The organism is Roseovarius sp. EL26, assembly GCF_900327775.1.
Taxonomy (GTDB): domain Bacteria; phylum Pseudomonadota; class Alphaproteobacteria; order Rhodobacterales; family Rhodobacteraceae; genus Roseovarius.
In genome coordinates this window covers 1-25,469 of record NZ_OUMZ01000003.1, presented here as the reverse complement: position 1 = coordinate 25,469, position 25,469 = coordinate 1, and the positions used below count along the sequence as shown (strand labels likewise).

Sequence of the window (25,469 nt, the reverse complement as noted above, 5' to 3'; positions counted from 1 at the left end):
CAAATTAGCTTGTGAAACTAGCACCCTGACCAGCGGCTTCGGCACGTTGGCGGGCAAGAGTGGCAATGGCGGTATCCTGAACCCCGGTCCCGGTCAAATCGCACACCGTCAGGCTGCTGGCGGCATCGTAATCTGGCAGTTTTCCTGCAACAACATCGCCGAGTTCCGGGAAATCTGCATCAGCGGCGATGACGCCAGCGTCAATTGCCGCGCGGGCTTCACCCAATACACGAGTTTGGGCCAAGCGGTCAGGGATATAATAGTCAGCGCGCGCGATCAGTGCGGGGTCCAACTCGAATTTACCTTCCTGATCTGATCCCATTGCTATGACGAGTTGACCACTGGTCAGCCAGTCCGCGAAGACAAGGGGCTCTTTTGCGGGTGTTGTGGTAACAATGATGTCCGCTGTGCGAACGGCATCCTCAATCTGATGTGAGAAGGACGTCTCGATCCCGAGCATTGCAGCTATGTCCTCGGCCGCTTTTTCAGCTTTTTCAGAGTCCCGAGCCCACACATCTACGCAGGTTAATGGCCGCACCTGATGTATCGCAGCCACCTGCAGCCGTGCCTGTGCGCCTGCACCAATTACGCACAGCCGCGAGGCATCCCGCCGTGCCAGATGACGCGCGGCAACAGCACCTGCCGCTGCTGTGCGCGTTTCGGTCAAATAGCCATTGTCCAAAAGAAGCGCCTCGACCTGGCCGGTCTTGGCTGAAAAAACAACCATGATCCCATTCGTGGTCGGCAGCCCTATTTTGGGATTGTCATAAAACCCCGGCGACATTTTGATGGTAAAGCTTTCGGCGCCCTGAATATGTGCAGTTTTTACATCAACCTCGCCGTTGTTTTCCTGCACATCCAACGACATGATAGGAGGCATTTCGACGATGCCAGCGGAAAGCGCGGCGAAGCCAGCTTCGACACAGTCAATCGCGCTCCTATCCAAAGGGACCAATTCGCGTAGCTCAGTCTCGGTCAGTATCTTGATGTCAGGCATTCACCCCTCCGCAGTTACATCGACATCCTCACCCGAGATAATCCGGGAATGCAAATGCATATCAATATTCTGCCCCGAAATCAGTACAGCACACCGCCCAGGATTTTTGACCTTGCCTGCCAGTAAGGCCGCAATACCAACGCTGCCAGACCCTTCGATAATCTGCCGCTCTTTCCAATAAGCATGGCGAATTGCCCGTGCAATTTCGACCTCGGTAACTAAGATCATTTCGTCAACAAAATCACGGGTCATGGCAAAGGTATGTTCATTGTCCAACCCAATCCCACCGCCAAGCGAATCTGCCAGCGTCGACAGCTCTTCAACAAAAACAGGTTTACCAGCGTGCTGGCTTGCGTACATCGCAGCGCCGCGCTCCATCGAGACACCAATCACACGGGTTGATGGATTGACGCTTTTCAAAGCCATTGCAACGCCGGAAATCAGCCCACCACCCGACAACGGCACAAGAACGGTATTCAGGTCGGGGGCTTGTTCCAGCATATCCAGCGCCACAGTACTTTGCCCGGCAATGATGTCGTGATGGTCAAAAGGCGGTAGCATCACCATGCCCTGCGCGACCAGCCGATCGACCTCAATCTGCGCGTCATCCTGTGAACGCCCAACAATGCGCACTTCGGCACCCTGAGCCTTGATCCCGTCGATTTTGTTCTGCGGAACAAGCTCTGACATACAAATGATGCAACGCACCCCGGCTTGTTTCGCCGCATAGGCTAAACCGCGACCGTGATTGCCAGTGGACACGCCGACCACCCCATTCGCGCGCTGGGCATCGCTCAACGCCAACACCGCATTTGTCGCTCCACGCAGTTTGAAACTGCCGGTCATCTGCATGTGCTCCATTTTCAATCGTATATCGCCGCCTGTGGCCTCGCTCAGCACTGGCGAAAACTCCATCGGCGTCAAACGAACCTTCCCTGCAATGCGCGCCCGTGCCGCGAAACTGTCTTTAAGTGTGATTTCAGAGCTCATCTTTCATCCTGCTTTGACTTCATGTTCAAATGGACTGCCACACTCTGGATAAACCATCGTGACCCCCAGATACCGCATACACCGCCAAACCATCGCCTGACGCCGACAAAGTCAATATTGCGCCACTATCAGAAGATCTGAATTAATGAGCAGTTTCATCATTGCTATGGCACTTGCGTGGGCCCCAGAAGGCACATGAGGTCGACACTCGCGCGTACCACAACACTTTTGGAAGTGTATTTCAATCACCCTACGCCGATGTGGTGAGCAGCGGTGGTGCTTGGCCTCTTGGCAGCATTGATCCACCTACCCATTCGGGAAGAGACGATAACACATTCAAACGAACCTGCTGGCCTCATTACGCGCGGAAAACGGATGTTCATCAATTTTCTGAGTCAAATCCTGATCCATATGACAGGACGAGACCTGCTTCCAGAAGATGGCCCGCAAGACAAGGGTTGGATTCGTTTCGACTAAAACCGGCTCCCAACTGGCGGGCCTCCCATGCGCCATGTCAATGGCCTTTTCCATGGATGATCTGCTGACACAGGCCATATCAAGTGATAGCCCTGTCAGGGATATCACCCCGATATTCTACAGAAAGGCCTGCGACATGAAAAACCAACCTCTTGGCGGCAATGAAATGCCTCGCTTTGGTGGCCCAACTACTTTTATGCGCCTGCCAGCCGCTGAAAGTGCGCAAGGGTTGGACGCGGCATTTATTGGCATTCCGATGGATATTGGCACCAGTCACCGCCCCGGCACCCGGTTTGGACCACGTCAGATAAGGGCCGAAAGTGCGATGATGCGCCCCTATAATATGTGGACCAAAGCCGCACCATTTGATGGGCTACAGGTGGCAGACATTGGCGATGTGCCGATCAATACCTTCGACCTCAAAGATAGCGTCAATCGGATCACTGATTATTACGACGATGTGCTCAAATCCGATGCCATTCCGATGACTATGGGCGGCGATCACACACTGACCTATCCGGTACTGCGCTCGATACATAAAAAACACGGGCCAGTTGCACTTGTTCACATTGATGCACACGCCGATATAAATGAGCATATGTTTGGCGAACAAATCGCCCATGGAACACCGTTTCGCCGCGCCTATGAGGATGGGTTGATTGTGGCAGATAAGACGTATCAGATTGGTCTGCGTGGCACAGGTTACGGTGCTGATGATTTTGACATCGCGCGCAGCTGGGGCTTTACCGTCTATCATGCCGAAGAGCTGTGGTATAAATCGCTAGCCCCGCTAATGGATGAAATTCGAGCCGCGATCGGTGACACACCAGTCTACCTGACCTTTGACATCGACAGTCTGGATCCTGCCTGTGCGCCAGGGACCGGAACGGTAGAAATGGGTGGGCTCATGACCAGCCAAGCGCTAGAGATTGTGCGGGGATGCAAGGGGTTAAATCTTGTAGGTTGCGATCTGGTCGAAGTATCCCCACCGTATGATCCATCCGGAAACACCGCAACCATTGCAGCAAATCTGCTTTACGAAATGCTGTGTGTACTGCCGGGTGTCCCATACCGCACATAACCGAACCTTTGTCTGTGACGACACCCATCGGCGTCGTACTGACATCAATTTCCAAGGCATCGTCAATTTATTGACCATCAGTGCACAGGCGACTAGCTCAGCCAGATGATTTGCACGATTGCACGTCACGCCTGAAGGGTCACACAGACCAACTCGGAAACGAGAAAGATTCAAGGTCGGTTCAAGTCGGCTCGTCAGATGCAGAGATTTCTTTATGTCCACGATAGAGTCGCTAACCTTTCCGCCCATGCCGCCACGAAACGACTGCCACAACCTACTGCAAGAAACGAGACGTCGCTCTCGAGCATTGGAACGACTGCGCCAAAAAGCTAGCAGCCTGATACGATCCGCGAGTGCCTAAATATATCGGTTTCGAAGCTGACAGCTGACCTCGCACCAAGAACGTGACTGGGAAGCCGAAAGCTGTTCATTCTAATTGTTATGCTGAGCCGTTAGTTTGAGGGCATTGTCTTTTAATTTTTCCGCTTTCCTCGGGTGTACTTAATTCCACTCTAGGGGAGGTTTCTCAACTTAGGCCATTGGAATGAAATCTGACTGGCGCATCTTTTTGAGACAAGTTAGAAGTCATATAGCACTCATTTGAAATCTGAGTGGTGAGCGGACCAGATAAACAACTGGTGTGAGTATGGGCAAGGATGAATGGCACTTGTTATCAAGATCGTCATTCTTAAGGAGCAGGTAGATTCTATCTATGAAGATCTCAGTTTCGCGATTGAACCCATTCACAACGAGTACGAATAAGAAATCTGGCACACCAGAAACTGTCAATCTGAAGTTGCCGGACCTTAGTGAAGAAAATCTCTCTGATCTGTATTGGGTCTCAGTTTCGCGAGCATTGCGTGATAGAAAATGTAGTTCAATTTATTCGCTAACAAGTGAATATAAGGGGCTGGCGTTTCCTGGTAACTTTGATGCAACAATTATTGAAAAAATAATAAGAATTTCAGAAAATTCTGATCACCGTTATGAGGTTGTATCAAAGTTAAATGACATTTTATCGCATAAAATTGCTGACGCTGTTGTAGTGGATTCGTCTGATTTTGCTGAATTAATGCTGTCTAACTCTGAGGCGTTGAAATGCATTAGATTGATCGGGTCGGGCGTATGTATCTTTGCGTGCAAGGTCCTTTTCTTTAAACCACCAGAATTACAAGTTGATGATGGAATCTCCTATTGGGAACCTCAGCAGTTAATGCACCAATTACATGAAGCCGGTTTCAGGAGAATTCAATTTATGAATTTGGGTTGTAAAGTTGAAAGCTGGAAAGTTGAGGGGGCTCCAGTTTCTGATCTTGACCTCAAAGAGGTTGATGCAGGGTCTGAACCAGAAATCAAGCTGCTGACTGTGCTTTGTGATAATGGGTATCATGATGCATAGTAATGTTATCTGGGGATATGGTGGTGAGAATATCATCGGCAATTTCGTTGATGAACTTTCTCATGATGAAGTTCCTACTGTTAGTGTTGACCCTACTATTGATAAAGCCCCGCCCTCAATTGAAGGGCCGGTGAACCTACTAACGTCAAATCACTTCACTCGAGATATACGTGACTTGAATAGAAATTACGGTAGCTTGAACATTACGCATGATTTTTACGACCTGCTTGGCACGTATGACATCCAGCATATGTTCTTTTTTGTGCATGACCATTCAGAATTCTTTGTCCTTGATGAGCCAATACAGTTGCAGCCATTCACGACAGTAGTGACGCCTTGGCCTTCTATACATCGGAATGCTTCTCGCCTTAATCTGTTTTGTTGTGATGTGAACTTTAAGAACTTCAATGAATTCGATTCCATCCGACCAGTCAGAAAAGGGGTTTGGTTGGTCTCGAATATTGAATACGGAATCGCGAGACTTGGGCTCGAAAATTTTGCGCAGGAAATATATGAATTCGCTGCAGCAAGTGAGATATCAATTAAATTGCCTGTCTATGGCGATATACATGATCGAATTGGCAACATTCTCTTAGAAAAAGGTGTCGATGTCGTTGATCCATTCCAATCGTCGGCCGTGTGCATTTTGGAATCTGAATTTGTTATCTCTAGTATGTGTAGCGGCGTTGCCGCATTGGCGGCATATTACCAAAAAGATATCATTGTCGTTGATAATGGCAACTACCCTCCATTGCTTGATAGCAAACGGAATGGGTATACAGAATGGTTGCCAAATAGTACGGTGATTAACACTCCTGAAGAGTTAAAACGAGCGCTAGATAAAAAAACGGAAACCGGGAAAACGCGACATCAATGTGGTGTTTTCAGAGAGGATTTTTGGGGGCAGTTCCATAATGAGCTATTCTGACATGAGAAAAATTAAATTCATATTTGATTTAGATGGCACTGTAACAAGTGAAGAAACTCTACCAATTATTGCTAAAGCTTTTGATATTGAAGATGAGATATCTGAAATTACAAAAAGCACAATATCTGGAAATATTCCATTTGTTGAAAGCTTTATTACACGTGTGAATATACTTTCCGGTCTTGATGTGGATGAGATATCCCGCACGTTGGAAGGTGTTAATCTTAATGAAAAACTAGTCGAGTGGATTGCGGATCATTCTAAAGATTGCCTAATTGCAACAGGTAATTTTGATGGGTGGATCCAAGGCTTGCTTGCTCGCATACCGTGTGCCGCTCATTCCTCAAAGGGGGAGTTGCGAGATGGCAGGGTCCGCTTGACGTCAATCTTGCGAAAAGAACAAGTTGTCAGAGATCTGAAAGAAGAAGGCTATTTCATCGTTTATGTTGGCGATGGTAACAATGATGCCGAGGCCATGCGTCTGGCAGATGTAAGCATCGCTTGTGGTATCACACACAAGCCAGCAAATTCGGTTGTTCAGGTATGCGATTTTGCTGTTTACTCGGAAGAGGCATTGGTCCGGATCTTGAAGCAGATTTCTGGCGAAACCAGCGGAAAATCAGTCATCTTGTCGTGCGCCGGTATTGGGTCGCGTTTGGGACTTGGCGTGACAAAGTCTCTCTTGAAAATCAATGACATTACTCTGATTGCGCATCATTTACACAACTTCAAAGATCAAGAAGATTTGCGCGTTGTAGTTGGATACCAGTCGCAGTCAGTGATCGAAGCGGCCCTTGCCGTTCGCAAAGATGTAACTTTTGTCTTTAACCACGACTATTTCCAAACCAAAACAGGGACGAGCCTGTATCTGGGTGCTCAATTCGCAAATGATGTCGTATTGGCTTGGGATGGTGATTTTATCGCTCATCCGAATGACGTTCGGGACATCTTGGCGCGGTCTGACGAGTTTTTGGGCTACATTGATCCAGTTTCAAGCGACCCAGTTTTTGTTGTTCTTGATGATGAAGGGCAGGTTTGCAAATTTTCCGACAATGAAGGCGAATTTGAATGGTCGGGCCCTGCACAGGTAAAAAGTGGGAAATTGTCAGAATCTGATGGGCATGTTTACCAAATCCTCGAGGGATTTCTTCCTTTGAAGGCCGCGAAAATTCGTGGTACTGACATCGATACCAACGAAGATTATGACAGGGCTAAAATATTGTTCAACGATTGGAATTACGGCAACGCCAAAGCTTCGGTTTACTATGACAAGCTTGCCTCAAATATCAAGACGGCGCTTGAAACAAGAAATAAGGCTCCGGATTTTGGCGCGTATGATGTGGAACTTGTGAAATCATTTTCCGACCAGGCGCAAGCAACTTGGCTAGAGCTAGGTGCGGGAACAGGATTGATGACCAATCATCTGACCGACCATTTCAAAGAAATTGTTGCCGTAGAAAAATATCCTGAGTTCAGCAAATTCATCAATGAGAGTCCGAATCTAACAGTTGTGAATGAAGACATTTTGCTGATGGAGCCATCCGAAAAGTTCGATTTGGTCACACTGTTTGGCGTTATGAATTTCTTCAATATAGACGAAGCTTCCAAGGTCTATAAAGCTGTCAGCCAAACTGTAAAACCGGGTGGGCGGTTAATAGTTAAGCATGCAATGGGAGTTTCTAAGGATGTCTTGGTCGATGGAGTTTCTTCCGAACTGCAACAATACTATTTCTCGGAATATCGGCATGTTGATAAAGAAATCAGCCTTCTTGAAAGCCATGGTTTCAAGCTGGAAGACAATATCGATATTTACCCTGATGAATTTAATCGTTGGACTGAAACAAGATACCGAGCTTTGGTCTTCACGCTAAACTAACTCAAGGCAAATTTACATAAAAGTAGGCGTTCGTAAAAAGACGGCGAAATTTTTTTCGCCGTCTACAAAACAGGCCAACAGAATAGCCAACTGGAAAATTTAACTACACGCTAGGTTTCGCGATCGCTAGGGCACTGACCCCTGATAATCACCTTAACTGCCCGGATTTTAATCGTAAGCGAAGTTGGGAAAGGTTTCGACCTGAGTCTGACTTATGCTAATATTGAAGCTTATCCTGGGCAGGAATCGTAGCTCCAAAGAAATATTTCACGGGCCGAAGTTGCTGACATAGAGCAAATGCATCTCAGGACTAAGCCAAGTGATCATGCCTATCAAATATTTGTAGACGAAAAGCGCCATATTGTTCCACAGTGTGATCCTCGGCCATCCTTCTTACGTTCGTTATTGGGTTTTAACAGTAATTAAGATGTGAGCACCCTTAGCCAAGGACGATATCCATTGGATATGGATTCATTTTATCACCCGATCCTTCCAGGCAAACCTAAGTATCCGTCATGTATTATCCGGTTATTTGTCAAGGCGACAAACAACACTCTGTAGCAAAGCTTGTGCTGGGTATAACTTCACAATGATCAATTTTAAGGGCAGTCACTGTCCGAAATCTGTGATTCTGCACGAGTGACATCTTAACTGCGCTAAGCTGTTTCGTATGGAGATCTAAAGGACGTCATGGCTGAACGTAGATTAGATGTTAACCACGCCGGCCCAAACCGTTGGCGGGTCAGATCGTCGCCTTATCTAGCCAAGCAAGCCCGGTTGCGGACACGTCCGACAGGTTCCTATTGGCGGACGGGTAAAACCTGTGTGAAAGTTTTCAACCGTCTGATCCAGATCCTGAGGTCAAACCTTTACCGTATAATGGGTTTAACGCTGATGAAAAAATGACGGCCATTTCTGGCCGCCACAAGTTCAACAGGGAGGTAGTTAAGGTCGTCCTAGTTTGGGACGACAAGTGTTGGGATCGATGAGCGCCTAAGGACACGTTTGACAACCGTACCGATAAAGGTATGGCCTGTGCCGTGTTCATGTGTGCCCATGACGATCAGACCGCATTGCAGGTCTTTCGCGCGTTGCAAAATCGCTTCTGCTGGGTGCCCGTCAATCAACTCAACAGATTCCACTCTGGAGTAAGCCTCTTTGCCCTCTTTGCTGAGGGATTTCATGAAATCCCTTTGATTGGTTTTCAACATTTCCTTTACGGATGCATGGCGATCTTTGATCGCTTTCTTGCGAGAGGCATCATCCTGAAAGAACAACTGCATCGTAACAATCGCATCTTGTGTCAGCGGTTCAGTGACATGGAGCACATGAACTTTGGCGCCGTGGGCCTGCGCCATGCTGAGTGCATGGCGCAAAGCGTTGTTTGCATTTTCCGACAGGTCTGTCGCGAAAAGGATATCATTGATTTGTGGTAACATTTTTCAGTTCTTTCCGATCCAGCCTTAATACCCAAAGAACCTAGGCAGCCACAGAGATATCTCTGGGACAAAGGCGATGATAAAGATGGCTATGGTATTGATCGCCGCAAAGGGCAGGGCCGCAACCGAGATCTTCTCAATTGATATGTTCGAGATACCAGACGCGATGAACAGGTTCTCGCCCAATGGTGGCGTCTGGAACCCAATACCCAGGCAGCAGACCATGACCACACCAAAGTGGATCGGATCAATGCCCACGCTATAGGCCACAGGCAGCATCACTGGAACCAAGATCAGAATCGTCGCCAATGTCTCCATGAACATGCCAACGAACAGCAGGAAGAAGATGACCAGCGCCCAGATGATATAAATGTTGTCGGTGACCGACAGCATACCATCCGCAATGATCGCCGGGATCTGATTTTCGACCAGAAGACGGCCAAACACAGTTGCGGTGAACATGATCAGCAGAACCCGACCGGTCAGCCATGTTGTGGTTTCAAGTGAGATAAACAGTTTCTCCCACGACAGTTCGCGGTAGATAAACGCGCCAACAATCAGCGTGTAGAAGATTGCAACAATCGCCGCCTCAGTCGGGGTAAAGAAGCCGGAATAAATCCCGCCCAAGATCACTACAGGGGCCATCAACGCCCAGAAGCCGCGATACATCTCACACCAGATCAAGCGTGCAGACCACCCTTCAGAGCTTCCTTTGAAGCCTTTCTTTTTGGCCAAGATGTAATTCATGATCAACAAGCTGCCAGCAATCAGGAAGGCAGGCATGAAACCGGCGATAAACAATTTCGGGATCGAAACAGTTTGGAATTGCCCGTGTTCGGCCACAGCGGCTGGTGGGGCAGGCATGCCCAAAGCAGCGATACCAAAGATGATCAGCGGAATGGAGGGCGGAATAACGATACCCAGACCACCGGAAGATGCGGTAATTGCGGATGCAAAGTCGCGATCATATTTACGGTCGATCATCGCGGGGATCATCAGCATACCAACAGCGGCTGTCGTCGCAGGACCAGAACCTGAGATCGCACCAAAGAACAGGCAGGCAAAAACCGTGGCAGCAGACATGCCGCCCGTGAATGGCCCGGCGAAACTTTCGGCGACGTTTATAAGCCTTCGAGAGAGCCCCGAAGCTTCCATTAAGGCCCCGGCCAGAATGAAGGCGGGTAGGGCCATCAATGGGAAAGACCCCACAGAGGTAAAGGCAATCTGTACGAACTTGATCGGGTTTTCACCAAGATAGATGAAAGAGATCATTGTTGAGACGCCCAAGGCGACAGTGATTGGTGCACCTATGAACAGCAGCAGTAGGAAGCCGCCGAATAGAATTAGAATGATTTGCGATTCCATTACTTGTCCCCCTGCTTATCATTTGTCGTGTCGTCGGCGGCATGAATTTCGTCCATATGGATTTTTTCAGCGGCGGCCGTTTCGGCGCGCACTTCTTCCAGATCAATCGCATCTGGATCACGAAGGTCTTCATCCAGTATGATTTTCTTGTAGTTGACCTGAAGAACGCGAATGGTCATCAGCGTGAATGCAATCGGCAGAACGATATAGACCCAACTAAGGTGGAACCCCATTGTCTGTGATGACTGGAACTTGTTCATCTTGTTGAAGATGAAATCGATCGACAGGTACACAAAATATACATTGAAGAAGATCCAGAACAGATCTGCAAAGGCCTCAATAAACTTGATGGCGCGTGGCGGAAGGAATTTGAACTGGAACGTCACACGGTTATGTGCGCCCATTTTTGCCGCGTAGCTCGCACCAAAAAATACGAACCAGACGAACATGTAAATTGATAGTTCTTCCACCCAGGAGAAGGAGAAGTCGAAAAGAGTTCTCACTATGACCTGAAGGAAGAGAAGGCATACAAATATCGCAAGTAAGGTGCGGCAAATGTAGCTTTCGATGTTATTCAAAATGCCCCAAAAGCGTTCCATTTTTCCCTCTCTGTTATATTAGAAAGGCGCCAAATGGCGCCTTTCGTTTTTTCTTAGGTGATTATTCGGAAACTGGGTCACGACCGATGGCCGCCAGAACTTCGTTCAGTTTCTCAACACCACCAATGCTCTCATAGAACTTTGGCCATACAGCTGCGGTCGCCAGGTCAATGAACTCTTGCTCATTGTTTTCTGGGTCATCGATCTGCATGCCTTTGTCGATCAGGATCTGTTTGATCTCGGCTTCTTTGTCGCGCAGGAACTGGGCAGACGCGGCTGTCGCGGCTTTACCGGCATCCAGAACAATAGCTTGATCTTCAGCTGACAGTTCTTGGAACACTGCTTCAGATACAACCAGTGGCTCGATCGAGAAGATGTAACGGATGTTTGTGACATACTTCTGAACTTCGTAGAACTTCATCGCGTTGATGGTGGTGTAAGGGTTGTCCTGACCATCAACAACTTTGGTTTGCAGGCCCGCGAAGGTTTCTGACCACGCCATTGGCGTTGGGCTGATGCCCCATGACTTGTAGGTGTCGATCATGATTTCGTTCTTAGGAACGCGGATGACCAGACCTTGCAAGTCAGCAACCGATTTAACTGGCTTTTTCGAGTTCGTCAGAACGCGGAAACCTGTATAGGTCCAAGCAATGATGCGAACGCCAGCGTCGTTGATTGTGTTTTCTGTCAGCTGTTGACCGATTGGACCTTGGGTCAGCGTTTCCGCATCTTCCAGGCTCAGGATCACATATGGCAGGGTGAACACGCCAACGGATGGCGAGAACGGTGTCACGTTGTTGATCGCCAGAATGGACATATCAAGCGAGCCGATTGCCGCGTCATTGACAGTGTCCTGCTCGGAACCCAGCTGACCGTTCAGAAACAGTGTCGCTGTGTGGTTGCCGCCTGACAGTTCTTCAAGTGCCTTTACAAAGCCAAGACCTGTAGCTTCTTGGCTGGAACCGCCGCTATCGCCTACGGCAATTTTGAAGTTCTTTGCCAACGCTGGGCTCGCTACCGTCAGTGCGGCAACGGACGCAGCAGCTGCGATAGTTGAAAGTTTTTTGATGAAAGTCATTAAGACTCCTCCCGGATGTAGTTCTTTGTTTTTGGTTTCAACTCTTAAACTCGACCATTGTCGTAGATCAGAGTCAATCCAATCCCAGATATATATGTTGCAATGCCCGTGCAGTTAATACAAAGTAATTGACGCAATGTTTGATAAATAGGAAACATTAAAATCGCTAAGAGATCAACAATTACCCGCCTCGCTAATGTCGATATCCGCCTTCTGGAAGTGTTTCGAACAGTGGTGGCCTGCGGTGGTTTTACGGCGGCAGAGTTTGAGTTGAATATTGGTCGCTCTACCATCAGCAAACATATCTCAGATCTTGAGACGCGCCTGAACCTCAAGCTGTGCCATCGTGGTCCGGCAGGATTTTCATTAACCTCTGATGGTGAAAATGTGCTGAACGCAGCAGATGAGCTGTTTTCTTCAATCGACAGATTTCAGGAGCAGCTGGACGAGGCTCATTCCGATCTGACCGGTAAGCTGCGTATCGCGATTTCCGATCAATCCTCCTCTAATCCTGAGGCGCGCCTTGCGCTGGCGATTCGAATGTTTCGCGATATCGCGCCGGGTGTCACAATGGACCTGTCGATTGAGCCCCCGAATGTGATCGAAGAGGGGGTGATCAATGGCCGGTTCAGCCTTGGTATCGTTCCGTTGCACCGTCAATCGCCGATGCTAACCTACGAATCCCTTTATACCGAGGACATGCGGCTTTATTGCGGGAAGGGGCATGAGCTGTTCGACTGTATGAAGGATGGCTACCGTCTGAAAGAGCTACGCCAATATGATTATGCTGGGCTCAGCTTTAATTCTCCGAACATGGCGGTTCACCAAAAGCTCAAACTGCGCAAATCAGCCTTTGTCCAAAACGAAGAGGCGTTGACGTTGCTGATCATGTCCGGGCGGTACTTGGGCTTTTTGCCTACCCACATTGGCGATCTCTTCCAAAATGACGACCTGCTCCTCGAAGTGACGTGCCCGGAGGCACGGTTCACCTCACAAATGGCGGCCACCGTGAAAAAGAGCACCTCTAAGGGGCGTCGGTTGAATGCCTTTTTGGATTGCCTGATCTCGGCTCACCGAAAAGGCCGCGTTGAAAAGGCGAAAGGCTAAAATCGAGACGGAAAACTGCTCGGAAAGCGAGGGCATGCGTACATTTTATGCGTACAGGTCGTACAAGCTGTACGCTTTACCCCAATTCGTTCAACCGGTTCAGACGGGCGCGGACAGATAGGCCATGGGCCTCTAGGCTTTCGCTGATCGCCAGTGTTTCCGCCGCCGGGCCGATGGCGCGCAGGGCGCCGGGAGTCATTTTGGACAGGGTTGTTTTCTTCATGAAGTCCAGTACGTTCAGCCCGCTTGAGAACCTTGCCGAGCGTGCGGTGGGCAGCACATGGTTCGGCCCACCGACATAGTCGCCAATGGCCTCTGGTGTCCAAGACCCCATGAAAATCGCACCGGCGTGTCTGATCTTGTCGGCCAGTGCATCCGGGTCTGCCACGCAGAGCTCCAAATGCTCAGGCGCGACACGGTCTGATACGTTCGCAGCTGTTTCCAGATCAGGCACCAGAATCACGGCTCCATTGTCACGCCAGCTGGCCCCTGCAATGGCGCGTCGTTCCAAAGTTTCGAGCTGCGTTTCAATCGCCTTCACCACAGCATCCGCCAGAGCCGCATCATCAGTCACAAGGATTGCCTGCGCGCTTTCATCGTGTTCCGCCTGACTTAGCATATCCAGCGCCACCCATTCAGGGTCGGCCGTATTGTCAGCAATCACAAGGATTTCAGACGGCCCGGCAATCATATCGATGCCCACTTTGCCAAACACCCGGCGCTTGGCCGCTGCGACAAAGGCGTTTCCGGGCCCGGTGATCTTGTCCACCGGCGTGATCGTCTCTGTCCCATACGCCAGCGCTGCCACCGCCTGTGCGCCGCCGATTCGGTAAATTTCATCCACACCCGACAGGCGTGCGGCCAAAAGGACCAAGGGATTTGCCTTTCCATCGGGCGTTGGAACGGTAATTGCCAGCCGCTCAACACCGGCCACTTTAGCGGGGATGGCGTTCATCAGAACCGAGGAAGGATAGCTTGCCAACCCACCGGGCACATAGAGGCCTGCAGCGGATACCGCCGACCAGCGCCAGCCCAGTTCTGCGCCAGCTTCATCCGTCCATTGCGCATCTTCAGGGAGTTGCTTTTCGTGATAGGCTCGAATGCGATCTGCGGCCAATTCCAATGCCACTCGCTCGTGCGCTGGCACCTGTTCGATTAACGCGTCTATTTCAGCCTCAGAGAAACGTAGCTTATCCGGCGTCAGTTCCAGCCGGTCAAACTTGGCCGTCAGTTCGACAACTGCCGCATCCCCACGTCCGCGCACATCTGAAATGATACCCGCAACGATATCATCAACATCTGGCGAATCCTCGCGTTTCGCCCCCAGTAGGGTTGTGAATTCGGCTTCGAACTCTGGATTGGCGGCATTCAGAAAAACAGGCATGGCAATTCCTTTCATTGCCGGACATAGCGCGCGCGATCAAGCCCCTCAAGGCCGATGACCGTCGCATGGAAGCGATTCTATTTAAGCGTCGTGACTGGGAGCTTTGCCCGACGGAGCGCGATACGGGCGCGTCACATCCTTGAGGGTCACTTCCAGCGCTTCGACTTCCAATCGAATGGCACCGTCCCCGGCCAGAGTAAGGTCAAGATGACCTGCGCCGTCATCGGAAGGGGTAAATTCAACCGATAGCAGGGATAAAACCATATCTTTTTCCTGCCGGTCCACACCTTGGCTTGAAATTTTCAACACGTTGTCCACCACCAGCAAGGCCTGCACCCGCTCTGCTCCGTGTCGTTGCTGGCCATCGTCTTCCCAACGAAATCGGTTGAGCAGAATTGCAAAGCGGCGCTCAGGTTGGCGCCATGTCATTTCGGTGATCGGAAACACCGCATCCTGAACCAAAGAGGACATGACTTTGAGGTCATCGACATCAAAGGCCCCAAGGTTCAGCGGTGCTTCGCGGCCGTCGTCAAAACTCGCATCTTGTGTCATCTGTCTGATACCCGTTCAATTTTTGCGCCCACACCGCTTAGTTTGCGCACAACCTGTTCATAACCACGATCAAGGTGATAGACGCGGCTGACGGTGGTTTCCCCTTCGGCGGCCATGCCTGCCAAAATGAGGGACACTGATGCACGCAGATCGGTTGCCATCACAGGCGCGCCTTTCAGCTGCTCAACACCGGTCACAGTTGCCGTGCCGCCGTGCACTTCGATCTGTGCGCCCATGCGGGTCAGTTCCGGCGCATGCATAAAGCGATTCTCAAAAATCTTCTCTTCCAGCACCGAAGTACCCTCGGCCGTGCATAACAGCGCCATCATCTGTGCTTGCAAGTCAGTTGGAAAGCCGGGGAAGGGCTCGGTCACAACATCCACAGCTCTAATGCGACCATTCTTACGGCTGACTTTCAGGCCTTTGGCGGTTTCTTCAACGGAAATACCCGCAGCATCCAGCTTTTCACAAAACGCCCCAACCAGATCCAAGCGCCCGCCAAGGCATTCGACCTCGCCACCGCAAATAGCAGGGGCCAGCATGTAAGTGCCTAGCTCAATCCGGTCGGTTACAACGGGGTGGGTTGCGCCGTTTAGGCGATCAACGCCCTGAATGGTGATCTCGCTGGTGCCGTCGCCTTCGATCTGTGCGCCCATCTTGCGCAGGCAATCGGCCAGATCAACAATCTCCGGCTCACGCGCGGCGTTCTTGAGGACGGTTGTGCCCTTGGCCAGTGTCGCTGCCATCAGAACGTTTTCGGTCGCGCCAACCGAGGCAAAACCCAATGTATGAACCGCGCCTTTTAGGCCGCCATTGGTTTTGGCATGCAGATAGCCATCTTTCAGCTCAATTTCAGCGCCCATGGCCTCGAGTGCGTGAACGTGCAAATCCATCGGGCGCGCGCCAATTGCACAGCCGCCAGGCAGAGAAACTTCGGCGTGACCTTCACGCGCCAGCAGCGGCCCCAGCACCAAATTTGAGGCCCGCATTTTGCGAACAATGTCATAGTCTGCTCTGGTTGTGGAAAGGTTGTGGCTGGACATGGCAATGACCTGACCATCCTGCAGGCTGGACACCTCGGCCCCCAGCGACTGCAACAGCTCTGTCATCGTTTTGATATCGCTTAACCGTGGCGCATTGGTCAGGGTCAGCGGCTCTTCGCTCAACAACGTGGCTGGCATCAATGCGAGACAGGCATTTTTGGCACCGGCAATCGGAATCTGCCCCTTCAGGGGGCCATTGCCCGTTACTACAATTGAATCCATCTGCCCTTATTCCTCTTTTGTGTCCCGATCCGTTTGCACGGTGTTGCGTGCCCGCGTTTGTGTCTTGCGACGTGCCAAATTGGCCTTTAGTGCCGCTTTGAGCCTATCTTCGCGGGTTTGCCCCGTTTTTGCGGATTTCTTTTGCTGAGTTTCCTGTTTCATAACCCATCTCTACATCACTGTAAAAAAAGGGTCCAGATAACCCTTGCACGGAATGCAATAAGGAGCTAATCAGCGCGCCACAGCTGCTGCTGTAGCTCAGTGGTAGAGCGCGTCATTGGTAATGACGAGGTCGGGAGTTCAATTCTCCCCAGCAGCACCAGATCTTCTTAAAATTTCAGTTAAATTAAACAGATCGTTCGCGGTGTTTGTGTTCAGCCAGAGCGACCTCAACAATCTCAGCGGCAACGCCGGTTGCAGGCTAAATTGCTGCTGACAGTTTTTCAGGAGAGCAAATTTCAATTTTTTTGCGACCTGTTTTGAGCGCGCCTTTCTTTTTCAACCGAGTCAATGTGCGGCTGACCATTTCTCGGTTTGCACCGATAGAGGCGGCAATTTCTCCGTGGGTGGGGGCATCAGTAATGATGCCACCAACTTTCAACAGGTTTTGCTCTATTGCGAGCCGCATCAAATACGACGCCACTCTTTGTTCGACGCTAAAAGTTGTGAGTTCCAGATTGCGTTCTGTAAGGGCGCGGATTTTTGTGACCAAATTGCAGGTCACGCGATTGCGAAACAGAGGAACTTTATCGAACAATTCAACAAAGCATTCTTGCGAAATAGAAGCGATGCGAGTGTCTCTGGTTGCTGTGATGGCAAGGGATCTGTTGCCATTATCAAGCGCGGCCAGTTCGCCGAAATATGCGCCAACAGGAAAGCGGTTGAATATGATCTCACGGCCATCCTGTGTCCAGTAAACTGCAAGAAGCGCACCTGACAGTAGAAAACACACATCCCGCGAGGTGTCATGCTGGCTGAAAAGTATTTCCCATGGATGGAGAGACTGCTCGCGATACGTCAGATTGACGGCTGATAAATCTGCAGCAGTAATGCCTTCAAACACGGGCAGGTTTAGCCCAAGGAGTTTCGCAACGGTCATAGGGCGTGCAACATCGAACGGGCAGTCTGCAGTGCAGGCAACTGTGTTGTGTCGGGGAATTTCTTCAAAACAGATTGCAGTTGCGTTGTGACATCTTCTCCCAGTGCCGCCTGATCAAGCAAGATTTGCAAAGACCAAACGGCGGCGCCTTGCCGGTCAGCGGTGTGGGCCGCAAGTTTCAATGAAACGTCTGCTTCGGCAGCTTGTCCGTAGGCCCGACATATTTCAGCATGTGCGCGCAGAATATCCGCATACCAGAACTGGATATTGCTTTCGCGGGCGGCGGCGACGGCAAGAAAAGAAATTCGGTAAGCTTCTGCGACACGCCCAACCTGAACCAAGCGTCGTGCATAGGTTGACGAAAAATAGGGTTCCCCCGCATTGGCGCCAATCAGCTTGTGTGTCTCGATCACCTGCGCGAATTCGTCCAACCCTTGTGAGTGTTGCGCCAATCCGGGGTCCATTACAAATTGCCATGCCCGCCCTGTCATTTGCCAGAATGCGGCAGACTGGGAGGTTGCAATGTCCATCCCTTGGCGCAACCGGTTCAATGCGTCTTCCCGGCGGCCTGCATAAAACAATGGCACCGCCCCCCAGATCAAGGCATAGGGTTGCATAACCGCAATGTTGAGGGCGTCTTGATGAGTGTCGGTTTCCCGCAGCAGTGCATCAACACTGTCGAGTTGCCCTGTCATCACTCTTGCCGGGGCTTCAAACATCTGCGCTGCGGCAAAAATATCCATACCGTATCGAGCAATCATAGCAGAATGGTCTTCGATACGATAAAGCTTGCGGATTCTGAGAGTTTGTCGGAACTGGTCGGAGAAGTCGGCATGATAAAAGCTATTGCAGTTTGTCACACATAGCGATGCAAGATGCACTTCAATGTGTTCTCCTTCGCAGGGTAAAGGGGATGCCACTGTGCGGAGAAGTTCTTGAAAGCGGTCGGCTCGGATTTTATCTCCGGCGATAATCGCATGCGAAAAACTACCAAAGAGCGCCGGGGCGCTATCCGATCCGGGAATTCGTCGCTCGCTGGCGATTGTGTGAACCGCATCAAAGGCTTCGCGCACCGGATCTGCTGTAAAACCTTGAACCTGCATCAAAACAGATCCGAGAGCGCTCTGACCTGCGATGGCGAGATTTGAGACGTCCTCGCCTGTGTCCGCAACGACATCACTCAAGGCAAGTGCCGTGCGTGCATGGGATTCCGCATCAGAAAACGCCCCTTGCATCAGGGCGATGTGGCTGGCTTGCAGATAGCTACTGATCGCAGCAACATATTGCTTTGCTCGGTTCTGGTGCTCAGCCAGCAGGGCAGGGTTGCGGGCCAGCAGCAATGGATGAAGTTCCTGTAGTGCTTCGGCAATGGCAGCATGCAGATCTTCGCGGGATTTGCGCAATAGGGATTGGTAGGCCGCCTGTTGCAGCAGGTTGTGCGCAAACGCCCATTCCTGATCAGACCGCTTCTGAAGCACGCCAGCCATAATACCCTTGTTCAGGGCCGCGTCCAAATTGGTTTCGCCGGGGGACACGGCAGACAAAAGATCATAGCGAAACACTTGGCCGATGGCTGATGCGCGCTGTAATATGGGTTTGATACTGCCGGTTGCATCGATCCGTTCAGCAAGAAGATCCATTAGTGTAGCGGGGATTTCCGTGGAGTTTTCTGAATAGCGTCTGCATAGCTGATCCAGAAACAACGGCACACCGCCAGCACGTTCGACCAGTTCCTCATGGGATTTGATGTCGATTTCACCCTGGCTCAGTTTTTCGAGCATCATGAAAGCATCACTCTTTTCCAGCTGGCGCACAGGTATCGTTTCCGGGGCTGGCTTGGACAGATAAGTTGCAAGTTTTGTATCTTCGCGACTGGTCATCAGAATTTTGATGTCACTTTTGTTCGGACTTTTCAGGATATGCTGAAGCACCCCGAAACTTGCGGCGTCAAACCAGTGCAGATCTTCAAAAATGATCATGTCCGTCGCTGGATGCAAGGACAAGGCACGCCATAGGCTGGTTTCGATCTGCCGTTTTAGGGCCAAACCGGGAAGTTCTGTTAACAGTTTTTGCCCCTCTGGTATGCCCATAACTAGCGCAAGGCATAGATGTTCCCCTTCTGTTAATGCGGGGAAGGCTGTGATTACACCGTTCAAATCGATGCTGTCGGACAGCACATGGCTGATCCAATCCTTGAACGGTTGGTAGCTTGAGGTGGATTGGTTCGCATCCGCTTGACAAATGAGAGGCGCTAATGCCTGACGGGCGAAGTGCATTGCAAGGGCCGTTTTTCCGATGCCCGCTTCACCGACAATCAGGACCGGTTGCTGACTGGCGCTGATTGCGGCACGTTCATTCACTCGGCCAACCAGAACATCATCATGCGAAACGCCCGGAGCTGGGGCGCCAAGCTGAGTGTGATAAAGGGTCTGGCTTTCGGCTATGCCCTTAAGCTTTTGATCCGGATGTGGGGAAAGGGAAAATTTGCCGCGCAGCAAGTTTCGGGTCTGCTCGGCAATCATAACAGCGCCTGGCGCGGCTTTGGTTTGGACACGCTGAGCTAACGTGGTGACCATTCCGGTTAGACGAGGCCAGGCTTCTTTGTCGATTTCGGTGCGGACTGCGACTTCGCCGGTTGCCACTCCGGCGCGCAGTTGCATCTGCATCGTGCCGCCAGAAATGGTGTGTACTTCGCCCACGACTTTTAGCGTCGCGTTCACAGCTTTTGTGGCGGCGAGCTCGTCGGAATGAGACAGGCCGAATACGGCGACTATCCCATCCCCAAGATATTCCGTAACCTCGCCTTGGTTTTGTTCCACAATGGCGCGGGCTTTCCGGTAATATTCTTCTAGCCAATTTTGCAGATCTTCGGGGTCAGAAACACTAGCGGTTTCGCTAAAATTCACGATGTCGATGAAAGCAACAGTTACCTGTTTGCGTTCACCTTTGACCGCCTGCTCCGACATCTATTTTCCCCAAAACGTCAATGGGGCATTTTACCCCTTTTCTTCTGTATATTAGACAAACGCCTGCTGTCCAAGGGATTTGACAAGGTCCAACTTGTCCAGATTCGAAATGCTCCCGGCAACTTATTTCGCCGCTCTCCCATGAGTTGCTTCTCCCTGAGTGGACTCGCTGACATTTTTCCTGCAGGGATATCTGCAAGAGCGGAGTCGACCACGTCAATTTCTGCTGAAACGCCCGCGACATAGGCAGAGCTGAGATTGAAATCAAATGACGAGAATTGCCATTTTGAAAATTTGCCTTGAGTAACGACTATTTGCTCAGAAATGGATTGGACCAATCCACATTCAGGTGATTCAACAAGTGGCTGAGCAAAGTTCTTTTGCTGATAGCGGCCTGACCAGATGGGGGAACCATCTGGAGTTGCCACTTCGTAGCTATCATGCCCCATTTGCAAACTACCCATACGCTTGTTGTAGCCATACATCCAGACGCCAGCGCTCTTGGCCCATGAGTTTGTAAGATACAAGTTAGGCAGATAACTAAAGACTCCTTCATAACCTTCAATCTGTACAAAATTGATTGCGATGATGGCCTCCAAATAGTTTTTATACCCCAGTAAGCGTGGAAGGGCGGAAAGTCTCACGCCGATTTGTTGATTGGCCAGCATCGCAATCGGGTGTCTACCTTCAGGTGTTAAGGCTTGGGGATGCAACGACATGCCTTTTGGTAGAACAGCTTGCAAAGCCGTTGCATCGACATCGTGGAAACTGAAGAATCCATCTATGGACCCGGTGCCAAAGAACGGGGTCAAGGGCCAGGGTGCAGTTTGTGCATAAGGAATCGCCAGCTTGGCGGCATCAGAGGGGCCTGCATCATTTTCAAGATCGCCCTCGCCAACAACTTCGATATCGGCTCCGGTCAATCCGCGGGCACAGACCAGACCTGATATCGTTGCCGCCTCAACACAGCCTGCATTGATACCGCAGCGCGTCCAGTCCCCGGCCAGGTACAGATTTTCAAACCCTGATCCATCCGGGGGCAGGCGATATTGCACGCTGCCAGGCACAGACAGAACATATCGCTCGGAACCGTAAAAGTTTTGGCGGAAATACTGTTTGTTGAACTTTTCCTCGTCTGTTTTGGCACCATTTGCATAGAGAATGGAGGTATCAAACTTTCCGTCTTTAAGCGCCCCAGGCCACATCCGGGTCAAGTCATTGTCAGCCCAGTTTTGTACTCGCTCGGTGAATGGAGCGGCCTCCACGCCAGCATCATGACAAGGGCTGCAAAAATAAGCGAGGGATACCGGTCCGTTTTTGCCCCAATCCTCATGCGGCAAAAGATCTGACATATCCGCCCAGGTGTCGAGAGGCTCCTGAAAGCTGGTGATGACGGTTTTTAGGTCACTTTGATCGCCAGGGTTATGTTCTGCCACCAGCTTTTCCCATCCCAACTCTGCCGGGGTTTTGGTGGCCCAAAATTGCGCGGCGTGTGTTGCAACGGTAGGCACTTTTGCGATCATCCGTCGCCAGCGGTTAGAGGCATCAGACAATTCCGGGGTCAGATATGGCAGTGATCCCATCGATGCGCCAAGAATGACAAGATCAAAGTCACGACCCTTTTCCAGACGGTATGCGCGCCCTGTGGGCACGTCTTTTTCGCACTCAAAATCAATCCCGGATTTTTCCAGATTGGCCCCGTCTTTCAGCTGATCCCACAAGGGTGCAGATGGCCAGCAGGGCAAATCCTTGACGTCAACCAAGGGGTCGTAGCTATCGCTCAGGACCTCGGCCTGTTCGACCATATCGATACCGATGATGCTGTTTTGATCTGGCCCCAGTGCCAAGTTCGTAGCGGCATTGAAAAACTCGAACTTTACGCCACGTTGTTTGAGCACCTGATAATATGGGCCAAAAATCGTGTCTCCCATCCCTGCCTGCATCTTGTAAAACAGCGAACCCTTGTAGGTGAACGCCAGACGTAACAGCCCCCGGATAGCCGTGCCCGCACCCACGCTTCGATGATCGGTAACACCACCGGGGTATCCAAAGACATAGTCATAACACCCCCGGAATATGGCAGAATAAACAGCATCCGGTCGCGCGCCGTAATGCAACAACCAGTCGCTGATTTCCCAATCATCAATTTCATCAAAACCTTTAAGGAACAGGCCATTATCAATGGTTCCCCGGAAAAATGCTAAAGACAGGCTGATCAGATATCCGGTGCGCCGGGATGCATCGCTTTGTGTTTTAGTATTTTGCTCTAGATGGGCGTGGTGCCAGTTCTGGGCCTGCTGCGTCAGGGCCTCGAGGTGATGGGTGTCACTCTCGGAGTGATCAAAGGCATTTGCATCCAAACTACGGACAAAATTGTGTAGATGATGCAAAGGAGAGGGCGCGGAAAGCGGCAGCTTTTTCGCTTTGAAACGACTGTGAAACTCTGAAGGCACATGATGCCCCGGCAAGGATTCAACTGAATTTTCGAGAAGCTTGATGATCGTCTCAATCACCATCTGGAAATATGCGAAAGGTGTGGGCAGAACGCCTCCGGTGCCGGGCACATCGCTGTTCGGGCTGAAGTCAAACCGCCAAGGATGCAGCTGTGTGCTGCCATCCGGCTGCGGTACTTCATCAGCAAGCAAAAAGTGGTCAAGCCCGTGAAATGCTTTTTCCAATGTCCCGAGCGGCGCATCCGGGCTGCGCAAACCGGTTTTGTTCAAGGTCTCATAGCAGTCGCGCATCAGACGAAAGCCGTTTTCATAGAAGCCAGCCCAGATATGCAAGCCATGTTCTTCGATCCGCTGGCCTTGTTTCACATTCCGACCACTGGCCCCTTTGCCACCAAGTCGCCAACCCAATTGGTACACTGTGATGTCATATGATTTCTGCCAATCCGGCAGTTGGGTAATGGCATAGACTGCCGTAACTGCACCGACACCGCCGCCGATCACGGCTACCTTTTTACGTTGGGGAGTCATGAGGTCTTCCTTATTTAGTGGCCATGATTGACCATAATCACAATCGCATTGGTTGTGTCTGATTGTATTTTTCTAGCGCTAAGTCAGGCAAAAATAAGGCTAAAATTTTCGTTCTCTAAGATTTTTGCAAAAGTTAACTTTCTGTGTGCCAAGACACAGAACGACGCCACCCGCATTTGCTAGACCGTCATTACGGTGCGGTTAACGTGCCATTGTGACCCATGAATATTTGTTTCGGAGAGGTTAATGGAACCATTCATTGCACAGGTAATGCTCTTTGCTGGGGGATATGCTCCTCAGGGATGGGCCTTTTGTGATGGGCAGGTATTGCCCATCTCTGGCAATGAATCTTTGTTTAGCCTTCTTGGAACAACTTACGGCGGAGATGGTCGTACCACCTTTGCCCTGCCAGACCTTCGTGGGCGAGTACCAGTGCATGCAGGGCAAGGGACGGGGCTGACGCGGCGAAGGCTTGGTCAGAAATTTGGTGGTGAAGCCATTTCATCGGATGATGTGGAAATGCAGCAGCACAGCAATGAGGCGAGAGTAAAAAGTGTTTCGGCTGGCCGTTCAAAGGTTGTCGAAGGTGTGTTTGAAGCGGCTCAACGTAGTGCGGATGCAGCGTCGTGTGCCGCTGTGATCGACCCTCCTGGTATGGAGGCACATGCCGGCCATCATCCGCAAAGTGATTTTCCACCAAGCCTTTGCATAAATTACATTATTGCTTTGAGTGGGGTTTATCCTCCTCGATCCTAATTTAGGCAGAAATGCCGTATGACGAGAACTGGCAGAGCATTCGTGCTCTGCCAGAATTTTTCAAGGGGCCTCGATTAAAGAATACCTGCGATTTTGCTGCTGTTGACCAGCTACCCTGAATTTCCATCAAATTTGTGTAGAGTACGCCCATAGCCAATCTCGATCTGATTTTAGCTCTGGGTTTCCAAAGATTTCAAAAACCTTTCAGAAAGTTGCGCACTCAAACATCGTGGCAGCAAAGCCATTTCATTTACAAAGGTCACCGCAATTTATTGCGCGATCTGACGGGGCATGACCGCCCACTCAACTCCAACAACATCAATCATGAGAAAAAGCTTTGTAAAGTAGTCTACGGGCAATGCCAGCTCAATTCCTTCAAACTTTAGCCGTAGCTTGCCAATAGCTGCAGCATCTGAAAACTTGTCTCAGGCTTGATGAGCGGCCGCTATCGGAGTCTAGTCACGGGTTTGTTGATTTTTTGAGTTGTCTTTGATTGGTCACATGTCGTGCGCGCAATGCATGCGGTTACGGATACCCAAGGCATTAAAATTTTCTGATTGTATTTTTTTTGGATGATTTTGTTGATCGCATTGAGAGATACAAAGATAGAGGATTTTACTAGGTTTGGCGGTGACCTACTCTCCCACGTCTTAAGACGCAGTACCATCGGCGCAAAGGCACTTAACTGCCGGGTTCGGGATGGGACCGGGTGTTTTGCTCTCGCTATGACCACCAAACCAAGAAAAATCCTCTGATGTCCAAGTCACGTACATTGTGTTGTGTATGCTTTTGATTTCGATTTGTAATAGTCTGGCTATTACTGGATCAAATCAAGCCTATCGGGCAATTAGTACCAGTCAACTGAACATGTTACCATGCTTACATCTCTGGCCTATCGACGAGGTGGTCTACCTCGGCCCTCAGGGATACCTTGTTTTGAGGGGGGCTTCCCGCTTAGATGCCTTCAGCGGTTATCCTGTCCGATCATAGCTACCCAGCACTGCTCCTGGCGGAACAACTGGTACACCAGTGGATCGTTCACCCCGGTCCTCTCGTACTAGGGGCAACTCCTCTCAAGTATCCTACACCCACGGCAGATAGGGACCGAACTGTCTCACGACGTTCTAAAC

Annotated in this window: 20 protein-coding genes, 1 tRNA gene, 2 rRNA genes and 1 pseudogene; 8 read left to right on the top strand and 16 right to left on the bottom strand. The window is 50.5% G+C overall.

The genetic code is table 11. The features are described 5' to 3' along the window. Nucleotides 1-4: 4 nt before the first annotated feature. The 3 genes from D9A02_RS01170 to D9A02_RS01160 all read right to left on the bottom strand — a co-directional run bounded on the left by D9A02_RS01170 (nucleotide 5) and on the right by D9A02_RS01160 (nucleotide 2,518). Entirely contained in the window at nucleotides 5-997 is a 993-nt protein-coding gene (locus D9A02_RS01170) for a cyclodeaminase (RefSeq protein WP_120499156.1), read from the bottom strand. Next, nucleotides 998-1,987 carry a hydroxyectoine utilization dehydratase EutB gene (gene eutB / locus D9A02_RS01165; protein ID WP_120499155.1) on the bottom strand — a complete coding sequence of 330 codons (990 nt, stop codon included), beginning with the start codon at nucleotides 1,985-1,987 and terminating at the stop codon, nucleotides 998-1,000. A 336-nt stretch (nucleotides 1,988-2,323) separates the two neighbouring features. Then, on the bottom strand, nucleotides 2,324-2,518 hold the full coding sequence (locus tag D9A02_RS01160) for a hypothetical protein (protein WP_120499154.1): 195 nt from the start codon (nucleotides 2,516-2,518) through the stop codon (nucleotides 2,324-2,326). An 82-nt stretch (nucleotides 2,519-2,600) separates the two neighbouring features. On the opposite strand from D9A02_RS01160, the gene speB reads away from it, so the two are divergent. The 5 genes and pseudogenes from speB (at nucleotide 2,601) to D9A02_RS01135 (ending at nucleotide 7,748) form a co-directional block, all read left to right on the top strand. Then, nucleotides 2,601-3,545 (top strand): agmatinase, encoded by a 945-nt coding sequence (gene speB / locus D9A02_RS01155; RefSeq protein WP_120499247.1) that lies wholly within the window; start codon nucleotides 2,601-2,603, stop codon nucleotides 3,543-3,545. 133 nt (nucleotides 3,546-3,678) lie between these two features. Beyond that, nucleotides 3,679-3,785: pseudogene (locus D9A02_RS01150) on the top strand (IS6 family transposase); the annotation flags it as partial. Nucleotides 3,786-4,257: 472 nt separating this feature from the next. Next, nucleotides 4,258-4,944: a hypothetical protein gene (locus D9A02_RS01145; protein ID WP_120499153.1), complete on the top strand. Its 687-nt coding sequence runs from the start codon at nucleotides 4,258-4,260 to the stop codon at nucleotides 4,942-4,944. After that, a complete protein-coding gene (locus tag D9A02_RS01140; protein ID WP_162932921.1) occupies nucleotides 4,937-5,872 on the top strand; it encodes a hypothetical protein in 936 nt (311 codons plus the stop codon). The genes D9A02_RS01145 and D9A02_RS01140 overlap by 8 nt, the downstream gene beginning before the upstream one ends. Then, nucleotides 5,859-7,748, top strand: a complete 1,890-nt coding sequence (locus D9A02_RS01135) for an HAD-IB family phosphatase (protein ID WP_216824927.1) — start codon at nucleotides 5,859-5,861, stop codon at nucleotides 7,746-7,748. The genes D9A02_RS01140 and D9A02_RS01135 overlap by 14 nt, the downstream gene beginning before the upstream one ends. Before the next feature lie 956 nt (nucleotides 7,749-8,704). On the opposite strand, the gene D9A02_RS01125 is transcribed toward D9A02_RS01135, so the two are convergent. The 4 genes from D9A02_RS01125 to D9A02_RS01110 form a co-directional block, all read right to left on the bottom strand. After that, nucleotides 8,705-9,187: a universal stress protein gene (locus tag D9A02_RS01125; RefSeq protein ID WP_120499151.1), complete on the bottom strand. Its 483-nt coding sequence runs from the start codon at nucleotides 9,185-9,187 to the stop codon at nucleotides 8,705-8,707. Between the two features lie 24 nt (nucleotides 9,188-9,211). Then, nucleotides 9,212-10,552: a TRAP transporter large permease gene (locus D9A02_RS01120; protein ID WP_120499150.1), complete on the bottom strand. Its 1,341-nt coding sequence runs from the start codon at nucleotides 10,550-10,552 to the stop codon at nucleotides 9,212-9,214. After that, nucleotides 10,552-11,151 carry a TRAP transporter small permease gene (locus D9A02_RS01115; RefSeq protein WP_254054501.1) on the bottom strand — a complete coding sequence of 200 codons (600 nt, stop codon included), beginning with the start codon at nucleotides 11,149-11,151 and terminating at the stop codon, nucleotides 10,552-10,554. The genes D9A02_RS01120 and D9A02_RS01115 overlap by 1 nt, the downstream gene beginning before the upstream one ends. Before the next feature lie 61 nt (nucleotides 11,152-11,212). Then, a complete protein-coding gene (locus D9A02_RS01110; RefSeq protein ID WP_120499149.1) occupies nucleotides 11,213-12,229 on the bottom strand; it encodes a TRAP transporter substrate-binding protein in 1,017 nt (338 codons plus the stop codon). A 147-nt stretch (nucleotides 12,230-12,376) separates the two neighbouring features. Between D9A02_RS01110 and D9A02_RS01105 the strand changes: the two genes are divergently transcribed. Then, a complete protein-coding gene (locus D9A02_RS01105) occupies nucleotides 12,377-13,336 on the top strand; it encodes a LysR family transcriptional regulator (protein ID WP_367946741.1) in 960 nt (319 codons plus the stop codon). Between the two features lie 76 nt (nucleotides 13,337-13,412). Here the strand turns inward: D9A02_RS01105 and hisD are convergent, their stop codons facing one another. The 4 genes from hisD to D9A02_RS19100 all read right to left on the bottom strand — a co-directional run bounded on the left by hisD (nucleotide 13,413) and on the right by D9A02_RS19100 (nucleotide 16,699). Then, complete coding sequence (hisD, locus tag D9A02_RS01100) at nucleotides 13,413-14,720, bottom strand: histidinol dehydrogenase (protein WP_120499245.1); 1,308 nt, start codon at nucleotides 14,718-14,720, stop codon at nucleotides 13,413-13,415. 81 nt (nucleotides 14,721-14,801) lie between these two features. After that, the gene (locus D9A02_RS01095) at nucleotides 14,802-15,272 is read right to left on the bottom strand and encodes a DUF2948 family protein (RefSeq protein WP_120499147.1); all 471 of its coding nucleotides are present in this window, start codon (nucleotides 15,270-15,272) and stop codon (nucleotides 14,802-14,804) included. After that, nucleotides 15,269-16,537 carry a UDP-N-acetylglucosamine 1-carboxyvinyltransferase gene (murA, locus tag D9A02_RS01090; protein WP_120499146.1) on the bottom strand — a complete coding sequence of 423 codons (1,269 nt, stop codon included), beginning with the start codon at nucleotides 16,535-16,537 and terminating at the stop codon, nucleotides 15,269-15,271. The genes D9A02_RS01095 and murA overlap by 4 nt, the downstream gene beginning before the upstream one ends. A gap of 6 nt (nucleotides 16,538-16,543) precedes the next feature. Further along, entirely contained in the window at nucleotides 16,544-16,699 is a 156-nt protein-coding gene (locus D9A02_RS19100) for a hypothetical protein (protein ID WP_162932920.1), read from the bottom strand. An 85-nt stretch (nucleotides 16,700-16,784) separates the two neighbouring features. Between D9A02_RS19100 and D9A02_RS01085 the strand changes: the two genes are divergently transcribed. After that, nucleotides 16,785-16,859, top strand: a tRNA-Thr gene (locus tag D9A02_RS01085). 99 nt (nucleotides 16,860-16,958) lie between these two features. Here D9A02_RS01085 and D9A02_RS01080 read toward each other — a convergent pair. Genes D9A02_RS01080 through D9A02_RS01070 form a run of 3 tightly spaced genes read right to left on the bottom strand, consistent with a single transcriptional unit; the run spans nucleotide 16,959 to nucleotide 23,583 of the window. Continuing rightward, entirely contained in the window at nucleotides 16,959-17,636 is a 678-nt protein-coding gene (locus D9A02_RS01080; protein ID WP_120499145.1) for a Crp/Fnr family transcriptional regulator, read from the bottom strand. Continuing rightward, nucleotides 17,633-20,602 carry an adenylate/guanylate cyclase domain-containing protein gene (locus D9A02_RS01075; protein WP_120499144.1) on the bottom strand — a complete coding sequence of 990 codons (2,970 nt, stop codon included), beginning with the start codon at nucleotides 20,600-20,602 and terminating at the stop codon, nucleotides 17,633-17,635. Before D9A02_RS01075 ends, D9A02_RS01080 begins: the two co-directional genes overlap by 4 nt. A 17-nt stretch (nucleotides 20,603-20,619) precedes the next feature. Beyond that, nucleotides 20,620-23,583, bottom strand: coding sequence for an NAD(P)-binding protein (locus D9A02_RS01070; RefSeq protein WP_120499143.1), 2,964 nt, complete (start codon nucleotides 23,581-23,583; stop codon nucleotides 20,620-20,622). A 246-nt stretch (nucleotides 23,584-23,829) separates the two neighbouring features. Between D9A02_RS01070 and D9A02_RS01065 the strand changes: the two genes are divergently transcribed. Further along, on the top strand, nucleotides 23,830-24,339 hold the full coding sequence (locus D9A02_RS01065) for a phage tail protein (RefSeq protein WP_120499142.1): 510 nt from the start codon (nucleotides 23,830-23,832) through the stop codon (nucleotides 24,337-24,339). A 622-nt stretch (nucleotides 24,340-24,961) separates the two neighbouring features. Here D9A02_RS01065 and rrf read toward each other — a convergent pair. Both rrf and D9A02_RS01055 read right to left on the bottom strand, forming a co-directional pair. Continuing rightward, nucleotides 24,962-25,076 (bottom strand): 5S ribosomal RNA (gene rrf, locus D9A02_RS01060). Nucleotides 25,077-25,165: 89 nt separating this feature from the next. Continuing rightward, nucleotides 25,166-25,469: ribosomal RNA gene (locus D9A02_RS01055) — 23S ribosomal RNA — on the bottom strand; the annotation flags it as partial.